The sequence below is a fragment of the Chitinophaga nivalis genome, assembly GCF_025989125.1.
Lineage (GTDB): Bacteria > Bacteroidota > Bacteroidia > Chitinophagales > Chitinophagaceae > Chitinophaga > Chitinophaga nivalis.
The window spans coordinates 7,776,101-7,797,808 of sequence record NZ_JAPDNR010000001.1 but is presented as its reverse complement, the minus strand read 5'-3'; the positions used below and the strand labels follow the sequence as shown (position 1 = coordinate 7,797,808).

Genomic DNA, 21,708 nt, shown 5'->3' with positions numbered 1-21,708 from the left:
GGCAATTCCCTATATTTGCCGCTTATGTCACACATTGCTATAACCATGCGTGCAGGAGCGGAACAAACCGATCTGTTGATTGCACTACTATCCGCTGTCGGTTTTGAAGGATTTGAAGAACAAACTGATGTACTTATCGGTTATATTCCCGAGGCGGATTATAATGAAGCTACACTGGAGTCGGTATTACAACCTTACGGTATCACCTATACGAAGGACGCAATTGTCCCTGTAAACTGGAATGCAGTGTGGGAAAGTAATTTTCAGCCAGTACAGGTCGATGATTTCTGTGGTATCCGGGCAGCTTTTCATCCGCCATTTACACCAAAACCAGTGTACGAAATTGTGATCACGCCCAAGATGGCTTTTGGAACAGGGCATCACGCCACTACTTCTTCCATGATCAAACTGATGGAAACACTGCCGGTTGCCGGAAAAAGCGTATTTGACTTTGGTACGGGAACAGGTATCCTGGCTATCCTGGCAGAAATGATGGGTGCTACCACAGCAGATGCCATTGATTATGATGAATGGGCGGTGAATAATACCCTGGAGAATATTGCTGATAATAACATGCACGTGGTAAAGGTGTGGCAGGCAGATAATCTGGAAGCGGTTACCCGCCGGTATGATATCCTGCTGGCCAATATCAACTGTAACATTTTGCTCCGTTTCATGGCCGATATGCGTCGTTTGCTGGAGCCGGGCGGAAAATTGCTGCTGAGTGGTATCATGCCTTCCGATGAAGCGCAAATCCTGGCAGCTGCGCTCCCACACGGGTTTACGGCAGAAAAAAGAATAGAAAAAGATAACTGGCTGGCACTGCAGCTGGGCGTACCGGTAGCATAATAACTTAAAAAAATCATATGAAATGCATTGATAATCCAACTTTTGTGTTATCTGGTTTTCTAATATTCACTTAATTTTAACACAGAATTCGTTATCTTAGCATTCCTAACTTATAGTGATGACAGAAATTTTATTGCTTTTTTGCGCTTATCTGATAGGCTCGGTTCCGACAGCCGTATGGGTTAGTAAAGGCGTTTTTGGTATGGATATCAGGGAGTATGGCAGCGGCAATGCCGGTGCAACGAATACTTTCCGGATATTAGGCCCCAAAGCAGGTACTTTTGTAATGGTAGTAGATATGTTGAAAGGGGTGTTAGCCGTTCGACTGGCTTACCTGGCTCCTTACTACCTCGATCCGGAACATCTTACACAGCTGGTAAACCTGCAGATTGGTCTGGGCCTGTCTGCGGTAGTTGGTCATATATTTCCTATCTGGGCTAATTTCAAAGGAGGAAAAGGCATTGCCACCCTTTTTGGGTTGGTACTGGCTATTCAGCCGCTGGTAGCCCTGTGCTGCGTGGGCGTATTTCTCATGATTCTCTTTTTAACCAGGTATGTATCCCTGAGTTCTATCATCGCCAGCATCGCATTTCCTATTTTAATCCTCTATATCTTCAATGAACCGGAGATCTTTTATCGCATCTTTGCCATAGCAGTAGCGTTAATGGTGGTATTAACACATCAGAAAAATATTACGAGATTGTTGAAAGGTGTAGAGAGCAAAGTCCCCTTATTTAAGAATAGGAAAGAAAAAAGTTAAGTCTGAAGCTCAACGCTATAAGCAAAGAAGCATAAAGTTAAAAGCAGTTGCCTATGAATGTGCATGCTTTTTGCTTTATGCTTTTTTCGTTGAAGCACTTTTAATAAATTAATTCTCCCATGAAAAAGAATGTACTCCTTTTTGCAGCAGGCCTTGGATTACTGGCAGCATGTACACGTGTGCCTATCACTGGTCGGAGCCAGTTGAACCTGATCCCCGAAAGCACCATGCAATCAATGGCATTGCAGCAGTACCAATCATTTCTCTCTGAAAACAAAGTAGTTTCTCAGACTACCAGTAAAGATGCAGAAATGGTAAAACGTGTTGGTCAGCGTATCGCAGCGGCGGTAACGCAATACATGAACCAACAGGGGATGGCCAGTACAATTGCCGATTACAAATGGGAATTCAACCTCGTAAACAGTAAAGAAGTGAATGCCTGGTGTATGCCGGGTGGTAAAGTTGTAGTGTATACCGGTTTATTGCCGGTAACACAGAATGAAACCGCACTGGCCTGTGTAATGGGACACGAAATAGCCCACGCGATTGCGCGTCATGGTAATGAACGTATGAGCCAGGGATTACTCGCACAGGGCATACAGGTAGCCGGTTCTGTAGCATTGGGAAAAAATCCTACTGCCGTGAATATCTTTAACCAGGCATTTGGTATCGGTGGTAATGTGGGCATGTTAGCCTTCTCCCGTTCCAATGAGCTGGAAGCAGATCACCTGGGTGTTATTTTTATGGCGATGGCAGGTTATAATCCGCAGGAATCTATTCCATTCTGGCAGCGTATGGGCAGTATGGGCAGTGGACAGAAACCACCGGAGTTTTTAAGCACGCACCCCAGCGATGCTACCCGTGTACAGAAGCTGCAACAGCTGATGCCGGAAGCGATGCGTTATTACAAGCCGGGAAGAGTATAAGCGTATAAAAATAAAAAAAAGACGCATTTTTAGGAAAATATCGGGCAGTTGACTGCGCGTATCATGGTCCTGAAAATGCGTCTTTCTTTAGATTAAACAGCTTAACTGTTGATAATCTCTACTACTTTTTTATTTTTCTGCACCTTCATTTTATCTGGCACATGCTGTAAGATTTCTTTCTTGAAAGCTTCTATCAACGCTTGTTTGATGAAATGTCTGTGGGTGACCAGGCTGATTTCCCGAACCGGTTCGGGCGCTTTGAAATAGCGTACCATGTTCAGCTGGCGGGTATTCAGATCCTGTAATGACAGCTCCGGCAAAATCGTATAACCTTCGTTCAGATCTACCATTCTTTTCAGCGTTTCCACACTGCCGGTATTATATTCCAGGTTTTTATGTTCGCCGGCGGTGAATTTATCCTTACAGATATTCAGGACCTGATTGCGCATGCAATGCCCTTCATTCAGCAGCCATACTTCTTTTATATCCAGTTCATCAGCCCTTACCACTTTCTTTTCAAATAAGGGATTGCTTTTAGCCGTGTATACCACAAACGTTTCATAAAACAACGGATGTTCTTCGAGGTGCGGGTTGTGCAGGGGAGTCGCCAGCAGGCCGCAGTCCAATAATTCCTGTTTCAGTTGCTGCATGATTTGTTCCGTAGGATATTCCCATATTTCCAGTTTTACTTTAGGGTATTTTTTCATAAAGCCGGTGAGAATACGTGGGAGGAGGTAAGGGGCCAGTGTGGGGATGATACCTACTTTCAGGGTACCCTGTACTTCTTTTTTCTGGTCGGTGATGATCTCCCGGATACGGGCATTTTCCTTGAGAATTATCCGTGCCTGCGAGATGACGGCGATGCCTATTTCTGTGGGTACCACCGGTAATTTACTGCGATCAAACAGTTTAACGCCCAGTTCATCTTCCAGTTTCTGTATCTGCATGCTTAAGGTGGGCTGCGTAACAAAACACTTCTCAGCCGCTATCACAAAACTTCGATAGGTCTCTACTGCAACAATATATTCCAATTGTACGGTTGTCATGTCCTCAATATTATTCCGGTAAAGGTATTGATATAATCTATAGGAAGTAAATAATAAATTAAGCCGGCTGGCTTATTACAGGACGTATTTCCTGGAATAAAGCAGCCGGCTGTAGTATTGTTGAGAACGAAAAATTAGAATATCCGGTAGCGGTATTTGATTTTCTCTGTATTGCTGTACAGTTCACGAATGTTGATAGACGCCTGTATTTCGCTGACAGCTTCCGTTTTCAGGTTCCTGAATTCAGCCTGTTTGTTATCGATGATGCTTTTGTCGGCAAGACCGTTATCCTGGGCTATTTTCAGCGAGTTATTTACTTTTGAATAGTAGGAATCCAGCAGGGTGAAATACTCGTTGTACAGGTTTTCATACCGTTTGGTTTGCAGTACCAGGTCTTCCAGTTGATTATTTACTTCTTTCAGATTAGGATTTTCGCGCAGCAGGGATTCATAGTCAATTCTCTTTCCCTTGGCGTATTTGGTTTCCAGCTGATTGAAATAATCCACTACTTTTTCTTTCTTGAAATCGAAAAAGTATTCATTCATGGTCTGGCTCAGGCTCTGATTACTTTTCTGAGGCGCCGGAAACTTCATGGAAGTGGCGGTGAAGGAAAGGTGATCGTAAAGGTTGTCCTGCAGCAGACTTAACTGGTCCTTATTGAAATTGAGGCCATACTCAAATTTCTGGTTGGCATCGTTCAGTGCCGTATAATACACGACGTATTTGTTGAGTTCTTTTTCAAACTCCTGCAGCGATTTCTGATTAATCTGTTTGTTGTTTACGCTTACACTGTGCAGGAAGTTCATCACGGAATTGGCGATGGCCAGTGGCGGCGTAAGAGAAGTAAAGCTTTGGAATATCGGGCTGTTGATGATGGACTTGGTAGACTCCACAATTTTGGAGTTCTTCTCGTTTTTTTCTCCTTTATTTTTTAAGATGATTTTTTCTACCAGTTCTACTATCCGGTCGCTCAGCGAAAAGCCGAGGGCCTTGCTTTCCGGGTTGTTCAGGGAAGTAATGAACACATCCAGGTTATTGGTAGTAGTACGGGATTTCAGGTCAATGATCTTTTTATTAAGGAGATAATAGGTTTCGCTGGCATTGACAATATTGTTTTTGATCAGCTCATATTTGCTGATATTGTCAATTTCTTTTCCCTGCAGCAGTGCCTGAATAGCGGTGGAGTTTTGTTTATCGTTATCCGTAATTCTTTGTAATTCCTCTACAATTTTCCGGATAGTGGTATCCTGTGTTTTAATGGTGGGAGAGCTGATAGCTTTGATTTCCGGGTCCTGTGCCTGCGCAGCCGCACAGCACAACAAAAGGAGGAAAGTGGCCGGAAGCATTTTCAACCATTTGTCAGACTTTCGTTTCGCGGGCAGGTGTACTAACGGTAATGACACATCGTACTTAGCTGTCAAGTGTAGATCTGGCTTCATTTCCGTCGGTAGGTGATTGAACATTTGTTTTTGCTTTTTGTTAACAAAAATTTAAGAAAATATGATGCCAAAAGCATCAAGAGCCAAAGATAATAATTAATGACAGTTAAAATTAAATCATGATAAGTGATGTAGGTAATATTTGTATAATATATTTTTAAATACCAACCGGAAACTTACCTTTGCAGCCAATTTGGCTTCATTTCATGCTGAATGCTACAAATAATTATCAGGCAAAACAATAACCTGTCATGCTCAACAACAAAAAGATTGTGGTGGTATTACCAGCCTACAATGCCGCGCTGACGCTGGAAAAAACATATCGTGAAATCCCGTTTGAAATAGTGGATGAAGTGGTATTGGTAGACGACGCCAGTAAAGATGATACCATAGAGGTAGGAAGAAGACTGGGAATTAAGCACCTGATACGCCATGATAACAATAAGGGCTATGGCGGTAATCAGAAGTCCTGTTATAATAAAGCATTGGAACTGGGTGCGGATATTGTGGTGATGTTACACCCCGATTATCAATATACACCTCATCTGATCATTGCTATGTGCAGTATCATCGCCAATGATGTGTATCCGGTGGTGTTCGGGTCGAGGATTCTGGGTAAAGGCGCCCTGAAAGGAGGCATGCCTATCTATAAATACATTGCCAACCGCTGCCTGACCTTTGTACAGAATGTACTGATCGGTCAGAAACTCAGCGAGTACCATACCGGCTATAGAACGTTTTCTGCAGATGTGTTGCGTAATATCAACTATATGGCAGATGATGATGATTTTGTGTTTGATAATGAAATGGTATCCCAGATATTTATGAAAGGATACGATATTGCAGAGATTACGTGTCCTACCAAGTACTTTGATGAAGCTTCCAGTATCAACTTCAAACGCAGTGCGATCTATGGAATAGGCGTATTGCGGGTGTCTTTACAGCACCGGTTGCATATGTGGGGCCTTATGAAGGGAAAAATCTATTAAAAACAGTATTAGCAGTGAGTTTAGCGCAACAATATAATCTGGCCGGCAAATACCTGAAGTATCGTTTTACTTCAGGTAACCGTCATGATGTACATTCCCCTTTTGTATTTTCCTTAATTGAAGAGGTGTTAAGGGATAAAACACAGCATGCGGCCTTCGGCGAAATTGAGGCGTTGCGCAAACAATTACTCCGCAGTCAGGAAACCCTGCAGGTAACCGATCTCGGAGCCGGGTCCCTGATATCAACCGGTAATGAACGAAAGGTGAGCGATATTACCCGATATGCCGCCAAACAGCCCAAATTCGGGCAGTTATTCTACCGGTTGATCCAATACTTTCAGCCGGGCAGAATCCTGGAATTAGGGACTTCTATGGGATTATCCACGGCCTATATGGCCAAGGCTGCTCCCCGCGCTAAAGTATACACCATTGAAGGCTGTCCCAATATAGCAGCCCGGGCAGCCAAGAACTTTGCGGCCCTTAATATTAAAAACATCACCCAGGTAACCGGTAACTTCGATACCGTACTGCCCGATGTACTCAAACAACTGCAACTACCCGACTGGGTATATATAGACGGTAATCACCGTAAAGAGCCTACCATCGCTTATTTCGAGCAATGCCTGCAGTTCGCGGACGAATATTCCCTCTTTATTTTTGACGATATTCACTGGACACCGGATATGGAGGAAGCCTGGCATACCATTCAGGCGCACCCGCAGGTAACTATGACCATCGACCTCTTTTTTGTCGGGTTGGTATTCTTCCGGAAGGATTTCAAAATCCCCCAGCACTTTACACTGAAATATTAACTTCCGGTAGTATATTAGGGAGAAAAACTCCCGCTATGCAAATCCTGAAACTTTTTTTACTGGTATGCCTGTTATGGCTAACCGGTACTCATGCCGCTGCGCAGGATATGAGCAGCTATAGCCGCGAATCGTTTAGCCGTAAAGGTAAGACCCTGCAATACCGGTTGCTGACTCCCGCCAATTACAATATTCAGCAAAAATACCCGTTGGTCATCTTCCTGCATGGCGCCGGAGAAAGGGGATGGGATAACAATGCCCAGCTGTTGCATGGCGGGGAACTTTTCCTGCGCGATACCATCCGGGAGCGTTATCCCGCTTTTGTATTGTTTCCGCAATGTCCGGGCAATGAAACCTGGGCGCCCATGAAAATGGTACGCGACAGCACCGGCAAGGTCATCAGGGCTGATTTCCCGCTGGATGTACCCGCCCCTGCGCCCACTCAGCTACTGACGCAATTGCTGGACAGCCTGCTGGCTACCGGTAAAGTAGATCCCAAAAGAGTTTACATCGGCGGCTTGTCGCTGGGTGGAATGGGAACATTTTACCTGATTACCCGGTACCCCCGCTTGTTTGCCGCTGCCTTTCCCATCTGTGGCGCCGGTAATACCGATGCTGCCGGTGATTTTGCCGGTAAAGTGCCAGTATGGATGTTTCATGGCGGAGCAGATATGACCGTACCTGTGGAGGCATCCCGTGCATATAATATCCGGCTGAAAGCGCTGAAAGCAGCGCCTAAATATACCGAGTATCCTGGCGTAGGCCACAACAGCTGGGACAGTGCATTTGTAGAACCGGATTTAATGAGATGGATTTTTAGTCATAAAAAGAAATAAGCGCCGTGACCCGGAGCAAAGAAGACGCCTCCTGTTGAAACGCTGTATCACAGCTTTCAACAGGAGGCGTCCTCCCTTACATAGCCTGTCTTCCCTTAATTGCCGCCCAACGAACGATACAGGGATACCATTCCCTGGTATACATTACGACGGGTACTTACCAGTGCCAGTTCTGCTTCCAGTACATTCTTCTGTGCCGTAATCACCTCCAGGTAGTTGGCATAACCTGTAGTGAAAAGAATATTAGCGGTAGCTACCGCTTCTTTCAGCACGCCTACTTCCTTGCTTTTCAGCGTAAAAGCCTGTTGCTGGTTATCTACTTTGTTCAGCGCCGTAGCTACTTCCTGATAACCATTTACAATCGCCTGCTGATAATTGTAGAAGGCTGTATAGGCGCTTGTTTTACTGATATTATATTGTGCTTTGAGCTGTTTCTGATTGAAGATGGGGGTGGTCATATTACCCAGTACACCCCAGGCCAGCGAGGCGGGCGACTGAAACAGGAGATTCGCCTTGAAGGCATTGTAGCCCGCATAAGGTGTAATGGTAATTGCCGGCAGAAAGGCTGCCCTGGCCGCTTTTACGTCTGCTTTGGCAGCGGTCAGTTCCAGCTCGGCGCGTTGTACATCCGGGCGTTGCAGCAGCAACTGCGCCGGAATACCTCCTTTTACGATCGGTGGCAACGCGGCGGAATCCTGTACTGTACTGCGTTTTGTCGGCTGTGGTAACCGGCCGGAGAGCGCATTGATCTGATTTTCCAGTGCCGTAATTTCTTGTCTTACGCCATATTCCAGTGCCTGGGTACTCAGCAGCTGGGCCGTGAATTGTTGTACGGCCAGCTCTGTAGCCCTGCCACCGGCTTTCTGAATATTCACCGTTGCTACGGCAGCTTCCTGCAGTTTAATGTTGCGATGGATGATGATCAGTTCATTATCCATCGCCATCAGCTCATAGTATAAACCGGTGATGCCGGCTACTACCTGTGTGATCAGCAGTCTGCGTCCCTGGGTACTGGCCAGGAAGCGGGCATAGGAAGCCTGCCGCTGACTTTTCAGTTTACCCCACAGGTCAATTTCCCAGCTGCTGCGGATACCGGCGAAGTATTCCGGCGTTGTGCCCGGAATACGCTGATCCTTGCTGATATTAGGCGAGAGGTTGGTATCGTAGTTACCCACCCCGTTGAGGGTATAGTCGGCGTAATGATCCACTCCGGCGGCCAGGGCCAGGTTGACAGACGGCAGCCACGCATTTTTGGCCATCATGAGCCGCGCCTGAGCGGCAGAAACCTGTTGGGAAGCGGATAACAGGTCGTAGTTGTTCCGCAGGGCGGAGTCGATGAGACTACGCAGATGCGGATCCTGGAATACCTGTTCAAAACCTGTCAGCGACAAGGTATCGCTGTTGTTATCGGAAGTAACGGGTACGGTTATACGCTCTGGAAGCACCAGTGCCTTCTGTGTGGAACAGGCGGCAGCACCGGTAGCCAGACAGGCGCATAAAGCATATTGATATATTCGTTTATTCATTGGTGTAAGCTTTAAGTTCAACGGATTTTTTTCTGGTCATACTGGCAAACAGCACATATAATCCGGGAATGATGATCACCCCGAAGAGCGTACCGATAAGCATCCCACCTGCAGCGGCGGTACCGATAGAACGGTTACCCATAGCACCCGCACCGGAAGCAATACATAAAGGAATCAGCCCCGCAATGAAAGCGAAGGAGGTCATCAGAATAGGGCGCAGCCTGGATACCGCGCCTTCTTTGGCTGCATTGAGTACAGAAGCCCCGTGTTTATTACGGAGAATTGCAAATTCTACGATCAGGATCGCATTTTTACCTAACAAGCCTACGAGCATTACCAGCGCCACCTGCGCATAGATGTTGTTCTCCAGTCCCAGTAATTTCAGGGAGAAGAAGGCGCCGAAGATACCTGCTGGTAATGACAGCAACACCGGCAGTGGCAACAGGAAACTTTCGTACTGTGCTGCGAGCAACAGGTACACGAATATCAATACAATGATAAAAATGTAGATCGCCTGGTTACCGGAGAGAATCTGTTCCCGTGTCATACCGCTCCACTCATAGCTATAGCCACGAGGTAATTCTTTCGCAGCTACTTCCTGAACAGCGGCAATCGCCTGGCTGCTACTGAAGCCGGCGGCGGCATCCCCATTGATCATAGCGGCAGTATACATATTGTAGCGGGTGAGCTGTTCCGGGCCATATACCCGTTCCAGTTTCACAAAGTCCGAGTAGGAGACCATTTCACCGCGGTCATTTTTTACGTAGAGGCGCAACAGATCGTCTGGTTTGGTTCTGTAGTGCGGATCTGCCTGTACCATTACTTTGTACATCTGACCAAAGCGGATAAAGTTCGAGGCATAAAAGCTGCCCATCAGTGTTTGCAGGTTGCTCATGGCATTCTCGATGCTTACGCCTTTTTTCGCTGCCATGGCCTGATCCACATGAATGAGATATTGCGGGAAATCGGCATCAAAACTGGTAAAGGCGCTGCCTATTTCCGGTCTTTTTTTCAACGCGTCAATAAACTGGTTGGTGATTTGCGCCGTCTGACGGAGATCTCCGCTACCGCTGCGATCCAGTAAGCGTAATTCAAATCCGCTGGAGTTACCGAAGCCCGGTACGGTAGGCGGCGGGAAAAATTCTATGCTGGCATCTGCAATACCGGCTGTTTTCTCCTGCAGTATTTTAATGATATCCTGTACAGATGCATCGCGTGCTTCCCATGGTTTCAGGTTCACCATACCCATACCGTAGGAGGCGCCGGCTACTTCATTCACCAGGCTGTAACCTGCCAGGGTAGATACGGATTCCACTTCGCCCAGCTGCGCCGCAATGGCCTGCACCTGGTCCAGCACTTCTTCTGTACGTTCTACCGTAGCTCCCGGCGGTGTAGTCACGTTTACATAGATCATACCCTGGTCTTCTGTTGGAATAAAGCCGGAAGGCAGGATCGCGCTGACACCCCAGGTAGCGGCAAAGAAAAATACGAGACAGGCCAGCGTGATTAATCTTCTGCCGGCAATAAAGCTGATCAGTTTCGCATACTTGTTTTCTGTAGCGGTGTATCCTTTATTGAAGGTGTTGAAGAAACGTTGCAGCAGGTTCTTTTTGCGTGGCTTGCCATGGGTATCTTTCAGCATAATCGCACACAGTGCAGGCGTTAACGTGACCGCATTGATACCCGATATCACAATGGAGATGGCGAGTGTGAGGGAGAACTGCCGGTAAAATACCCCCACCGGACCGGAGAGGAATGCTACCGGAATAAACACGGCCGACATCACCAGGGTAATAGCCACCAGGGCGCCGCTGATTTCCCGCATAGCAGCCAGGGTAGCCTCCATCGGCGGCAGGTGTTCTTCAGTCATCTTCACGTGTACGGCCTCTACTACCACAATCGCATTATCTACCACAATACCAATGGCCAGCACCAGTGCAAACAGCGTAAGCAGGTTAATGGAAAAGCCCATCATCTGCATAAATGCCAGTGTACCGATCAGCGCTACCGGTACGGCCAGCGCCGGAATAAGGGTAGACCTGAAATCCTGCAGGAATATAAATACCACGATGAATACCAGCAGGAACGCTTCAAACAAGGTGCGTACTACTTCATGAATAGAAGCGTCGAGGAAGCGGGATACATCGTAGTTGAAGTTGAAAGTCATGCCCGGCGGAAAAGAAGTATTTTTCATTTCCTCCATCTTCTGTTTCACATTGTTGATCACCTCACGTGCATTGGAGCCGGGTCTTTGTTTGAGCATGATGGAAGCAGAAGGTTTACCATCTGTTTTAGACACCATGCTGTAGGTGAGTGAGCCGAATTCGACATCGGCAATATCTTTCAGGTGCAGTACAGATCCATCGTTGCCGGCGCGCAGTACAATCTGTTCGTATTGCTGCGGTTCAAAGAACTTACCCGTGTAACGCAGTACATACTGTAACATCAATGGATTTTTATCGGAGCTTTCGCCGGTTTTTCCGGGAGCGGCTTCGATATTTTGTTTGCGGATGCATTGAATCACTTCATCCGCAGATACGTTGTATGCCAGCATGCGATCGGGTTTCAGCCATATACGCATGGCGTATTCCTTGGCGCCCATGATTTCCGCACGGCCTACCCCGTCAATACGTTTCAGTTCCTGCAGTACGTTGATGTCTGCAAAGTTGTAGATAAACTGTTCGTTGAGCGTAGTGTCTTCACTCATCACGTTGAGATAAAGCAGCATACTGTTTACCTCTTTTTCCGTGGTTACACCCGCTTTGATTACTTCTTCCGGTAATTCATCGATAATGGTGGCTACCCTGTTTTGAACGTTTACGGCAGCCTGGTCGGGGTCGGTACCCACCTGGAAAAATACCTGGATGACAGTGATACCGTCGTTACTGGATACCGACGACATGTAGGTCATGCCGGGCACCCCGTTGATGGCGCGTTCCAGCGGTGTAGAAACGGCTTTGGCAGATACTTCTGCGTTGGCGCCGGTATATTTGGCGGTAACGGTAACAGAAGGAGGTACGATGTCGGGGAACTGGGTTACCGGCAGTGTAAACAGGGCCAGTAAGCCTACCAACGTGATAATAAGCGATATGACCAGTGATAACACCGGTCGTTTTATAAAAGTATCAAACATTGATTTGTAGTTTCAGCTAATAAGCAAGGTGATTATAAACTCAATAAACTATCCATGGATACGGCACGTGGCGCGATCTGGATACCATCACGGATGTTGCGCACGCCTTCGCACACAATACGTTCACCGGGTTGCAGGCCGGATTGAACGATGTAGAAATGTGCAAAGCGGGCCTGTGGAATAAAGTTTTTCATCTTCACCTTATTAGCGGCATCTACTACAAATACATAGTTTTTATCCTGCATTTCAAACACAGCTTTCTGTGGGATGATAACGGCGCTGTCCATTTCAGTGGTCAGGCGTACTTTCCCGCTGGCGCCATGTTTCAGCAGTTTGGAGGGATTAGGGAAACGGGCACGGAAAGCAATGGAGCCGGTATTTTCTTCGAACTCGCCTTCCATGGTTTCGATTTTGCCGGAATGGCTGTAATCACTGCCATCAGCCAGCACCAGGCCTACCTGGCGGTAGCTGTTATCGCCTTTGGCGAGGGCTTTGTTGTATTGCAGGTATTCTGTTTCCGATACATTAAAATAAGCATATATTTCCCGTGTATCCGATACCGTAGTGAGCAAGGTGCCTTCACTGATGAGACTTCCTTTTTTCAGCGGAATACGGTCTACAATGCCATCAAATGGCGCACGGATACTGGTGTAGGAAAGGTGCATTTCTGCATTGCCGGCAGTGGAGCGGGCTTCGTCTATTTTTGCCTGGGCAGCTGCCAGCCGGGCTTTGGCTACTTCCAGTTCGGAAGCGGCTACTACTTTTTTGTCTACCAGTAATGTAACGCGGTCCAGTTCCAGCGCTGCGGCTTTGGCTTCTGCCACTACATTGCTGAGTACTGCTTTTGCTTTGGCCAGTTCTGCGCGGTATTCGGCATCATTGATGCCAAAGAGCAGCTGTCCTTTTTTTACTTCCTGTCCTTCATCGATATATATTTTATCGAGAAACCCGTTTACCCGGGCTCTTATTTCCACATTCTGCACGGCCTGAATATCGGTGACATAAGAGCGGTGAAGCATGGTGTCTTTTGCTACCAGTTTGGTAACAGGCAATGATTTGAGTACTTCCTGGTTTCCGCTTTCGCCTTTGGTGGCACAACCAGCCATGAAAAGGACGATCAGCGATGTATAAATCCCTGTATATTGACGCATAGAAATAAAAGATTGCTCCGCCAATGGCGAATAAATGAATACAACACAACACGGTCTCAACCGCTGTTGCAGCGGTGTTGAAACATAGTTAGAAAAATAAAGTCAACTGTGGCTGTGGGCAGTACTCAAAATGGCGTAAACCGGAAGAGGAAAGTATAATATGCGGGTAAAAAGGCTTTTTTGCCACTGTATTCGCCGGTTTTGTTTTCCGGGATATAATTGCTTTGCGCAATACTGTCTGTATCAAGATAGACAATACGGGTGGCAATACTGAATTGTTGAGAAGAAGCCGTCAGATAGTAACGTGTCTTACGGCGATGTTTGGTAGCATGTACTACATCGGGCGTATCGCTGTCATCTTCTTCCAGCTGAACGGGAAGTTTGGTGAGCAGGTTCTGCAACACGTCCTGCTGCTGTTGCTGTACCGTGATCTCGTGCAGCATCAGGTGACGATGCGCGGCAAGAGCGGGCATAAAAGTGGTTGCCAGCTGCAAACACAGCAGGAAACAGACATACATACTCCGTTTCAATATAGCAATCCGTTCGTTCATGCCCGGCAAAATTAATAGTTTATGATATAAGTTGCATATTACTTTATGTTGAACGGCATAATAAGCCCGTCAGCAAGTGGGAAGTGCGGATGGCTGCGGAAGGGTGGCAGGCAAACGTACCAGCTGCTGTTTTCCGCCACCAGCTTATATTAGCGCGGTATAAATAAAAAGGGTTGACCTTTAAAGGTCAACCCTTACCACTCAGCACAGGATTGAAATGTTAACTATTTGATTGCCTGCATGGCAGATTTAGCAGCTTGTATGGTTGTGTCCAGGTCTTCTGTAGTGAGCGCATTCGTCATAAACCAGCTTTCGAAGGCAGATGGCGGTAAGTATACGCCACGTTCCAGCATGGCATGGAAGAAACGTTTGAACAGCTCATTATTGGCCGCAGAAGCAGCCGTGAAATCGATGATCGGATATTCGGTGAAGTGAACACTTAACATCGAACCGATATGATTGATACTATATACCACACCGGCAGCGCCGAAGGCTTCTTTTAATCCGTTGATAAGATAGTTGGATTTTTCTTCCAGCTGATCGTAGATAACCGGGTTGTCGTTGAGTGTCTGTAACAGCGTATAACCGGCAATCATAGCGATCGGGTTACCGCTCAGGGTACCTGCCTGGTATACTTTTCCGGCAGGGGCCAGGTGTTCCATGATTTCTTTCGGTCCGGCTACTGCACCTACCGGCATACCAGCGCCAATGATTTTACCGAAGGTCACCAGGTCGGCTTTGATACCCAGTAATTCCTGTGCACCACCGCGGGCAAGTCTGAAACCGGTCATTACTTCATCAAAGATGAGCAGGATGCCGTTTTCGTCGCATATTTTCCGCAGTCCTTCCAGAAAGCCTGCCTGTGGCAGGATACAACCCATATTACCGGCTACCGGTTCCACAATGATGGCAGCAATTTCGTCTTTATTACCGGCTACCAGTTCTTCTACTGCAGGCAGATTGTTATAGGGAGCAGCGAGGGTATCGGAGGCTACGCCAGCTGTTACGCCGGGAACGGATTGGATACCGAGTGTAGCAACACCACTGCCGGCACTCACCAGAAATGCATCTGCATGGCCATGGTAACAACCTTCAAATTTGATGAATTTATTACGGCCGGTATAGCCTCTGGCCAGCCGGATGGCGGTCATACAGGCTTCCGTACCGGAGTTGACCATGCGTATCATGTCGATGTTGGGCACCATGCTGGTAATCAGTTCCGCGATCTTTGTTTCCAGCGCGGTAGGTGCACCAAAAGAGGTGGAATAGGCGGCATGTTCCTGAATGGCTTTTACCACCGGCTCATAGGCATGGCCGAGGATCATAGGCCCCCAGGAATTGATATAGTCGATATATTTGTTGCCATCCACATCATACATGTAGGCGCCTTTTGCGTGCTGCATAAATACAGGGTTACCGCCTACACTTTTGAAAGCTCTTACCGGAGAGTTAACACCGCCGGGAATGACTTGCCTGGCTTGTCCGAACAACATTTCGCTTTTGCTGTACATCTGTTTGCTGGTTTATTTTTTTGATGCAAGATACTTAATTACGCATTCAGCAGTTTCACCACATCTTTCGCGAAGTAGGTAGCGATCAGATCCGCGCCGGCACGTTTGATGCTGGTCATGCTTTCCAGAATGGCCTTGTTTTCATCCAGCCACCCCATCTGTGCAGCAGCCTTAATCATGGCATATTCGCCGCTAACATGGTATGCACTAACGGGAACGGTTGTACGATCTTTTAGCATGCGGATAATGTCCAGATAAGCCATTGCTGGTTTTACCATAATAATATCTGCTCCTTCATCAATATCCATCAGGGTTTCCTTAATCGCCTCCCGGGAGTTGGCGTAATCCATCTGATAGGTTTTTTTATCCCCAAAGCCAGGAGCGGAATCCAGTGCATCACGGAAAGGACCGTAGAAGCAGGACGCATATTTGGCGCTGTAGGACATGATACCTGTTTTGGTATAGCCATGTTGTTCCAGCAGGTTACGCATGGCCAGGATGCGGCCATCCATCATATCGCTGGGGGCTACAAAGTCGGCGCCGGCCTGTGCATGGCTTAAGCTCATACGGGCCAGTACTTCTACAGTAGGATCATTTACAATCTCATTGCCTTCCACAATACCATCATGGCCATAGGAAGAGTAGGGGTCCAGCGCCACATCGGTCATGATCACCATTTCAGGAACCGCCTGTTTGATGCTACGGATGGCACGTTGCATTAACCCGTTAGGGTTTACAGCTTCTGTACCTTTATTATCTTTTACACTATCCGGTGCTTTCACAAACAGCAGCACACTTTTAATGCCCAGGCTCCATAATTCTTTGGCCTCTTTAATGGTGAGGTCAATGGAACACCTGAAATAACCGGGCATTGAGCTGATCTCTTCTTTCACATTTTCTCCTTCGGTTACAAATAATGGCGCGATAAAATCGTTGGGTGTCAGTATTGTTTCCGCTACCATTGCACGAATGGCAGGAGATGTTCTTAAGATTCTGTTTCTCCGTATCATAATTATCTTCAGTTTTTTTATACTTCGTTATCCTGGCCGTAATGGTTGATTACCATTAGGCCTTTACCCATTCTCTGGGTTGCAGATAGGCTACCAGTTGGGCTTCCGGACTACCTGGTTCCGGATGGAAGTCATATTCCCATCTGGCTACCGGCGGAAGGCTCATCAGAATAGACTCTGTACGTCCATTCGTTTTCAGGCCAAAGAGGGTGCCACGGTCATGTATCAGGTTAAACTCTACATAACGGCCGCGTCTATACGCCTGCCAGCTTCTGTGATGATCTGTATAAGGCAGCGCTTTGGTTTTTTCCACTATCGGCAGATAGGCGGATAAAAAGGCAGTGCCGTTTGCCTGTGAAAATGCCAGCAAGGAGGCCGCCGGCGTTTGTGCATCCGGGCGGAGGTAATCATAGAAGATACCCCCGATGCCTCTTGCTTCGTTGTTGCGATGTTTATTCACAAAATATTCATCGCAGTGTTTTTTATACTTCGGATACAGGTCCTTACCAAAAGGATCACAGGCCTCTTTGAAGGTACGGTGGAAATGAGCCCCGTCTGCTTCTTCCAGATAATAAGGAGTCAGGTCTGCACCACCTCCAAACCAGCTGTCTTTTAATACGCCATCCTGATCATATAATTCAAAGTAACGGAAGTTGGCGTGAACGGTAGGTACAAAAGGATTCAGCGGATGTATCACGAGGGATATACCACAGGCCATGAAGTTGCAGTTGGCTACCCCAAACTGCTGGGCCATCACTTCCGGCAGGGCGCCATGTACGACAGAGGTATTTACACCGCCTTTTTCAAACACGTTGCCATCAACTATTACCCTTGATTTGCCGCCACCGCCACCAGGCCGTTCCCATTTGTCTTCCCGGAAGGTGGCTTTGCCGTCTATCTTTTCCAGGGCTGCGCAGATGTCGTCCTGCAGCCCGTGTATGAATGCTATGAATTCGTTTTTAACAGACATGAGGAGGTGTCTTTAATTAGTTACCGTAAGCTTTCACTGTTTCTACAAATGCTTTCGCATGATCTACCGGTACATTAGGCAGAATACCATGTCCCAGGTTAGCGATGTAGCGTTGCGTACCAAAGCCTTTCAGCATGGTTTTTACGGCTTTTTCTATTTCCGGAATAGGCGCCAGTAATTTAGCCGGATCGAAGTTACCCTGTAAGGTAATGTTGCTGCCGGCAAACTGACGGGCCAGTTCAGGTTTAATGCACCAGTCGATGCCCAGGCCGTGTGCACCGGTGGCCGCCATGTCTTCCAGGGCAAACCAGGCGCCTTTGGCAAACACGATGGTCGGACAGATGTCTTTCATCGCGGTTACGATCTGACGGATGTATTGTAAAGAGAAGGTTTCAAAATCCTGCGGGCTGAGTAATCCACCCCAGGAATCAAATATCTGTACGGTATCTGCTCCGGCAGCTACCTGTGCTTTCAGGTATGCGATGGTGGTATCGGTAATCATCTGCAGCAGCTGATGGGCAATGGCTGGTTGCTGGTAGCAGAATGCTTTGGCTTCATCAAAGGTTTTGGAACCTTTTCCCTGTACCATGTAACAAAGGAGGGTCCAGGGGGCGCCACCAAAGCCGATTAAAGGCACCCGGCCATCGAGTGTTTTTTTCGTGAGCCGCAGCGCATCAAATACGTAGTGTAATCTTTCCTGTACATCGGGTACGCATAAACGTTGCAGGTCGTGCGCGCCTTTGATGGGATCAGGCAACAGCGGACCTACTTTTTCGATCAGCTGTACTTCCATTCCCATTGCCTGGGGTACTACCAGGATATCGGAAAAAATAATTGCAGCATCCACACCTACCTGGTCTACCGGCATGACGGTTATTGCTGTAGCCAGCTCCGGGTTTTCGCAGCGTTCAAAAAAACTATATTTATCACGCAGTTTGATATAATCCGGTAAATAGCGGCCTGCCTGGCGCATCATCCACACGGGAGTACGGGAAACAGTTTCGCCTTTCAGTGCTTTCAGTAATAAGTCGTTCTTCAATGCGCTCATTCGTTGCAATTAATGTTGTTAAAATAAATGATAGCTGTTTGCATCATACTGGCTTCATCTGTGCCGGTACTGATGATTATTTTATTGTTGGTATGTGTTGCCAGGGCGGCCGCAGTAGTGGTGCCGATGGCAAAACAAACTGTGTGTTCCGGAAGGCTGTTAACGGAAAAATAGCTGTTAACGGCGCTGGGACTGAAAAACATCATACCGTCGTAAGTGGTGGTTATTGCCACTGGCGCGGGTATGTTTTCATAGATCACATATTCCTGTACGTGAATACCGGCAGCCTGTAAGGTATCCGGTAATTCATGCCTGCGCTGACTGCCACAGAAAAAATTTACTGTGTGTATATTTCCCAGTTGTACCATGGCATTCGCCAGTGCTATGCCATAGGATGCGGAGGCTACGATCCGGCATCCTGGCAGGGCTTTTTCTACCGCTGTTTTTGTTTTACCGGAGATGCAGCCAACGGTAACCGTGTTGTACAGGTGAGAAAAATCATCCTGGCGGAGATAACTTTCGAAGATACTGACCGCATGGGCGCTGGTAAATACCAGTGGATTTTTCAATACTGCTGCTATATCCTGGCTGTTCAAAGCGGGATGAAGGAGTGGACGGATCTGAAACAATTCCTGTATGTCTGTTGCGATACCACTTTCTGCAGCCATTGCCACAAGGCTGGCTGTTAAAGGCCTGGTGCATAATATGCGGTATTTAACAGCTGACATTTCTGATCTGTGCTACCACTTCTGCGCCTCCCTGTGCCATGATTTCCAGTGCGGCTGCCTGACCGAGGTCAGTGGCCTGGTCTATGGCTACCTGGCGGGAAGTGCTGAAAAACTGTGTCCCGTCAAGGCTACAAAGTTCTCCTGTAAAGTGAACGATATTATTTTCTATATAGGCATACGCACTGATAGGGGTGGTACAACCTCCCATCAGGGTACGCAGGAAATCACGTTCTATGTATGTGGCGAGTGCTGTTTCCGTATGATGGAAAGCGGCACAGGCTTCCAGACAGAAAGTATCATCTTCCCGGCAAACGGCTACCACAGCGCCTTGTGCAGGAGCAGGCAGCATCCAGTCGAGTTCGATGGAAGTAGCGGGGCGTACATTGATTCTTTCCAGGCCGGCCACAGCGAAGATGGCGCCATCCCAGTTTTCTGCTGCGAGTTTCTGCAGGCGGGTATTTACATTTCCGCGCAGGTTGTGCAGCTGGTGTTGCGGATATTTGCGTAACCACTGGGCTTTGCGGCGTACACTGCTGGTAGCGATGTTGGCTACATAGTCCGGTTGCGCCAGGAAGTCTGTATTGGATTTATACACCAGCAGATCTTTTACAGGTCCGCGTGGTAAGATCGCTGCGTGAACAATTTGTTGTGGTAATTGGGTGGGTACGTCTTTAAACGAGTGAACGGCAATGTCTATACGATTATTGAGCAGTGCCAGATCCAGGCTTTTGGTGAAGATGCCCTGAACACCTATTTCGTAGAGGGGTGTTACCAGATCGATATCCCCTTCGCTTTTGATAGGAACCAGTTCTGTTTGATAGCCCTGTGCTGTCAACAGGTCTTTCACCTGGTTTGCCTGCCATAGTGCCAGCTGGCTTTCTCTTGTGCCTATCCTGATAATTTTATTCATTACTTAGTCCTGATTAACACCTGTCTCGAAAATATCATTGATCATAGCGATGTACTGATCACTTTTATCAGTTTCCTTACGCACTTTACCGGCCATGAGATTAATCATTTTCTGTATGATGCGGGAAGACACCATTTCAATATCTTCCATTTTATAGCTATTACCGTTTTTCTGCTGGAGTATTTCACGCATGTGTATTTCATGCAGTTTATCTTTTACTGCTTTCAGTACCACAGCATGCTTACGCATTTTATACCAGTAGAGGAATTCGGTCATGTGTTCTTCAATGATGGCAATGGCCTTCGGAACTTCTCCCAGTCTGTTTTGCAGGGTTTCGTCCTGTACTTTGGACAATTCATCCACATTAACGAGAGAGATGTGCGGCAGGTCACCTACGCTGGTTTCTACGTTGAAAGGAATAGAAAGATCTATAATGAGCTTGGGGGATGATTGCTCAAAATACTCTGCCAGTACCGTAGGTTGCGGCGCGTTGGAAGCTACCAGAATCACATCAGCCGCCTGCATTTCGCTGACCATATTTTCATAAGGTGCGTACTGCAATCCATGCTGGCCGGCAAAATCAGCGGCTACCTGCATGGTACGGTTGATGAGGGTAATTTCTTTTACGCCCAGGTATTCGATCATATTTTTGCAGGTGTTACGGCCTATTTTGCCGATACCGAATAATACGACCTTTTTATTTTTGATGTCAGGACAGATACGTTCCAGCATGCGTACCGTAGCAAAAGCCACGGATACGGTGCCTTTACTCAGGCCTGTTTCTGTTTTAATAAGTTTGGAAACCTGTAAAACACTGTTAACCAGTCTTTCCAGGAAACTGCCCAGGCATTGGGCGGATTTGGAAAATTTAGCGGCATTGCGGATCTGACCAATGATCTCGTAATCCCCTAATATCTGGGAATCTAATCCGGTGCCTACCTGGTATAAGTGTTTAATGGCTTCTTCTCCGGATTTAACATACGCCAGTGCTGCCAGTTGCGTACTATCGCCGTTGGATTCCCGGCATAATAGTTCCATCAGCTGCCCTGGATGGGCGGCGAATCCGTAAATTTCCGTTCTGTTACAAGTGGATAGTACAAAGAGATCATCTAATTGCACAGTCCTGGCATGCTCCAGGAGTTGTTGGTATTGGGCCGGGTTAATGGCGTATAATCCCCTGATAGCAGCGTCTGTTTTCTTATAGTTGATGCCAACAATATGAAAATTTGCTATTTCTTTTGAATGACTGACCTGCATGTTTTTGTATAAGCTTCCGGTTGCAAAAGTACTTTCATACACCGCAAACAAAAGGGTTTAAGCTGTCATTAGTGTGTCATTTCTCCTACTGGTAATTCATACGACGAAAAAATGATTTTTATCAGTTTTTGGTTATTACAATAGGATGACAGAATAAAGTGACAAAGTATCCGTATTTACTTCTATTAACGGATAGCAATATACGCCCGTAATCCTTTTACAGCTGGTGTTTCCGTCGATCGGGTCATTTATTTTCCGG

Annotated in this window: 19 protein-coding genes; 6 read left to right on the top strand and 13 right to left on the bottom strand. The window is 47.0% G+C overall.

Annotated elements, in window-relative coordinates:
• Positions 1 to 24 precede the first annotated feature (24 nt).
• The 3 genes from prmA to OL444_RS28475 all read left to right on the top strand — a co-directional run bounded on the left by prmA (position 25) and on the right by OL444_RS28475 (position 2,535).
• Positions 25 to 849, top strand: a complete 825-nt coding sequence (gene prmA / locus OL444_RS28485) for a 50S ribosomal protein L11 methyltransferase (RefSeq protein ID WP_264727683.1) — start codon at positions 25 to 27, stop codon at positions 847 to 849.
• A 118-nt stretch (positions 850 to 967) separates the two neighbouring features.
• Positions 968 to 1,609, top strand: coding sequence for a glycerol-3-phosphate 1-O-acyltransferase PlsY (plsY, locus tag OL444_RS28480; protein ID WP_264727685.1), 642 nt, complete (start codon positions 968 to 970; stop codon positions 1,607 to 1,609).
• 119 nt (positions 1,610 to 1,728) lie between these two features.
• Positions 1,729 to 2,535: a M48 family metallopeptidase gene (locus OL444_RS28475; RefSeq protein WP_264727687.1), complete on the top strand. Its 807-nt coding sequence runs from the start codon at positions 1,729 to 1,731 to the stop codon at positions 2,533 to 2,535.
• 101 nt (positions 2,536 to 2,636) lie between these two features.
• Here OL444_RS28475 and OL444_RS28470 read toward each other — a convergent pair whose 3' ends face one another.
• Together OL444_RS28470 and OL444_RS28465 are read right to left on the bottom strand one after the other, a co-directional pair.
• Complete coding sequence (locus tag OL444_RS28470; RefSeq protein WP_264727689.1) at positions 2,637 to 3,581, bottom strand: hydrogen peroxide-inducible genes activator; 945 nt, start codon at positions 3,579 to 3,581, stop codon at positions 2,637 to 2,639.
• Positions 3,582 to 3,715: 134 nt separating this feature from the next.
• The gene (locus tag OL444_RS28465; RefSeq protein WP_264727691.1) at positions 3,716 to 5,020 is read right to left on the bottom strand and encodes a hypothetical protein; all 1,305 of its coding nucleotides are present in this window, start codon (positions 5,018 to 5,020) and stop codon (positions 3,716 to 3,718) included.
• A 251-nt stretch (positions 5,021 to 5,271) separates the two neighbouring features.
• Here OL444_RS28465 and OL444_RS28460 point away from each other — a divergent pair, with 251 nt between their 5' ends.
• From OL444_RS28460 to OL444_RS28450, 3 genes are read left to right on the top strand one after another with little or no spacing between them, the layout of a single operon-like run.
• Positions 5,272 to 6,009, top strand: a complete 738-nt coding sequence (locus OL444_RS28460; protein ID WP_264727693.1) for a glycosyltransferase family 2 protein — start codon at positions 5,272 to 5,274, stop codon at positions 6,007 to 6,009.
• A 14-nt stretch (positions 6,010 to 6,023) separates the two neighbouring features.
• Positions 6,024 to 6,821: an O-methyltransferase gene (locus tag OL444_RS28455; RefSeq protein WP_264727695.1), complete on the top strand. Its 798-nt coding sequence runs from the start codon at positions 6,024 to 6,026 to the stop codon at positions 6,819 to 6,821.
• A gap of 35 nt (positions 6,822 to 6,856) precedes the next feature.
• Positions 6,857 to 7,654 (top strand): carboxylesterase family protein, encoded by a 798-nt coding sequence (locus OL444_RS28450; RefSeq protein WP_264727697.1) that lies wholly within the window; start codon positions 6,857 to 6,859, stop codon positions 7,652 to 7,654.
• 95 nt (positions 7,655 to 7,749) lie between these two features.
• Here OL444_RS28450 and OL444_RS28445 read toward each other — a convergent pair whose 3' ends face one another.
• The 11 genes from OL444_RS28445 to hemA all read right to left on the bottom strand — a co-directional run bounded on the left by OL444_RS28445 (position 7,750) and on the right by hemA (position 21,449).
• On the bottom strand, positions 7,750 to 9,180 hold the full coding sequence (locus OL444_RS28445; protein ID WP_264727699.1) for a TolC family protein: 1,431 nt from the start codon (positions 9,178 to 9,180) through the stop codon (positions 7,750 to 7,752).
• On the bottom strand, positions 9,173 to 12,313 hold the full coding sequence (locus OL444_RS28440; RefSeq protein ID WP_264727701.1) for an efflux RND transporter permease subunit: 3,141 nt from the start codon (positions 12,311 to 12,313) through the stop codon (positions 9,173 to 9,175). Before OL444_RS28440 ends, OL444_RS28445 begins: the two co-directional genes overlap by 8 nt.
• 32 nt (positions 12,314 to 12,345) lie before the next feature.
• Positions 12,346 to 13,464, bottom strand: coding sequence for an efflux RND transporter periplasmic adaptor subunit (locus OL444_RS28435; protein ID WP_264727703.1), 1,119 nt, complete (start codon positions 13,462 to 13,464; stop codon positions 12,346 to 12,348).
• 125 nt (positions 13,465 to 13,589) lie between these two features.
• The gene (locus OL444_RS28430) at positions 13,590 to 14,015 is read right to left on the bottom strand and encodes a hypothetical protein (RefSeq protein ID WP_264727705.1); all 426 of its coding nucleotides are present in this window, start codon (positions 14,013 to 14,015) and stop codon (positions 13,590 to 13,592) included.
• A gap of 224 nt (positions 14,016 to 14,239) precedes the next feature.
• Positions 14,240 to 15,526, bottom strand: a complete 1,287-nt coding sequence (gene hemL, locus OL444_RS28425; protein WP_264727707.1) for a glutamate-1-semialdehyde 2,1-aminomutase — start codon at positions 15,524 to 15,526, stop codon at positions 14,240 to 14,242.
• A gap of 38 nt (positions 15,527 to 15,564) precedes the next feature.
• Positions 15,565 to 16,536 (bottom strand): porphobilinogen synthase, encoded by a 972-nt coding sequence (gene hemB / locus OL444_RS28420; protein ID WP_264727709.1) that lies wholly within the window; start codon positions 16,534 to 16,536, stop codon positions 15,565 to 15,567.
• A gap of 55 nt (positions 16,537 to 16,591) precedes the next feature.
• Positions 16,592 to 17,506, bottom strand: coding sequence for an oxygen-dependent coproporphyrinogen oxidase (gene hemF, locus OL444_RS28415; RefSeq protein WP_264727712.1), 915 nt, complete (start codon positions 17,504 to 17,506; stop codon positions 16,592 to 16,594).
• Between the two features lie 16 nt (positions 17,507 to 17,522).
• Positions 17,523 to 18,554, bottom strand: coding sequence for a uroporphyrinogen decarboxylase (gene hemE, locus OL444_RS28410; protein ID WP_264727714.1), 1,032 nt, complete (start codon positions 18,552 to 18,554; stop codon positions 17,523 to 17,525).
• Positions 18,551 to 19,222, bottom strand: coding sequence for a uroporphyrinogen-III synthase (locus OL444_RS28405; RefSeq protein ID WP_264731729.1), 672 nt, complete (start codon positions 19,220 to 19,222; stop codon positions 18,551 to 18,553). Before OL444_RS28405 ends, hemE begins: the two co-directional genes overlap by 4 nt.
• A 46-nt stretch (positions 19,223 to 19,268) precedes the next feature.
• Positions 19,269 to 20,192 carry a hydroxymethylbilane synthase gene (hemC, locus tag OL444_RS28400; protein WP_264727717.1) on the bottom strand — a complete coding sequence of 308 codons (924 nt, stop codon included), beginning with the start codon at positions 20,190 to 20,192 and terminating at the stop codon, positions 19,269 to 19,271.
• 3 nt (positions 20,193 to 20,195) lie between these two features.
• The gene (hemA, locus tag OL444_RS28395) at positions 20,196 to 21,449 is read right to left on the bottom strand and encodes a glutamyl-tRNA reductase (protein WP_264727720.1); all 1,254 of its coding nucleotides are present in this window, start codon (positions 21,447 to 21,449) and stop codon (positions 20,196 to 20,198) included.
• Between the last annotated feature and the right edge of the window lie 259 nt (positions 21,450 to 21,708).

Coding starts and splice junctions, on each gene's coding strand:
- prmA (WP_264727683.1), top strand. CDS start 25: ATGTCACACATTGCTATAACCATGCGTGCAGGAGCGGAACAAACCGAT.
- plsY (WP_264727685.1), top strand. CDS start 968: ATGACAGAAATTTTATTGCTTTTTTGCGCTTATCTGATAGGCTCGGTT.
- OL444_RS28475 (WP_264727687.1), top strand. CDS start 1,729: ATGAAAAAGAATGTACTCCTTTTTGCAGCAGGCCTTGGATTACTGGCA.
- OL444_RS28470 (WP_264727689.1), bottom strand. CDS start 3,581: ATGACAACCGTACAATTGGAATATATTGTTGCAGTAGAGACCTATCGA.
- OL444_RS28465 (WP_264727691.1), bottom strand. CDS start 5,020: ATGAAGCCAGATCTACACTTGACAGCTAAGTACGATGTGTCATTACCG.
- OL444_RS28460 (WP_264727693.1), top strand. CDS start 5,272: ATGCTCAACAACAAAAAGATTGTGGTGGTATTACCAGCCTACAATGCC.
- OL444_RS28450 (WP_264727697.1), top strand. CDS start 6,857: ATGCAAATCCTGAAACTTTTTTTACTGGTATGCCTGTTATGGCTAACC.
- OL444_RS28445 (WP_264727699.1), bottom strand. CDS start 9,180: ATGAATAAACGAATATATCAATATGCTTTATGCGCCTGTCTGGCTACC.
- OL444_RS28440 (WP_264727701.1), bottom strand. CDS start 12,313: ATGTTTGATACTTTTATAAAACGACCGGTGTTATCACTGGTCATATCG.
- OL444_RS28435 (WP_264727703.1), bottom strand. CDS start 13,464: ATGCGTCAATATACAGGGATTTATACATCGCTGATCGTCCTTTTCATG.
- OL444_RS28430 (WP_264727705.1), bottom strand. CDS start 14,015: ATGAACGAACGGATTGCTATATTGAAACGGAGTATGTATGTCTGTTTC.
- hemL (WP_264727707.1), bottom strand. CDS start 15,526: ATGTACAGCAAAAGCGAAATGTTGTTCGGACAAGCCAGGCAAGTCATT.
- hemB (WP_264727709.1), bottom strand. CDS start 16,536: ATGATACGGAGAAACAGAATCTTAAGAACATCTCCTGCCATTCGTGCA.
- hemF (WP_264727712.1), bottom strand. CDS start 17,506: ATGTCTGTTAAAAACGAATTCATAGCATTCATACACGGGCTGCAGGAC.
- hemE (WP_264727714.1), bottom strand. CDS start 18,554: ATGAGCGCATTGAAGAACGACTTATTACTGAAAGCACTGAAAGGCGAA.
- OL444_RS28405 (WP_264731729.1), bottom strand. CDS start 19,222: ATGGCTGCAGAAAGTGGTATCGCAACAGACATACAGGAATTGTTTCAG.
- hemC (WP_264727717.1), bottom strand. CDS start 20,192: ATGAATAAAATTATCAGGATAGGCACAAGAGAAAGCCAGCTGGCACTA.
- hemA (WP_264727720.1), bottom strand. CDS start 21,449: ATGCAGGTCAGTCATTCAAAAGAAATAGCAAATTTTCATATTGTTGGC.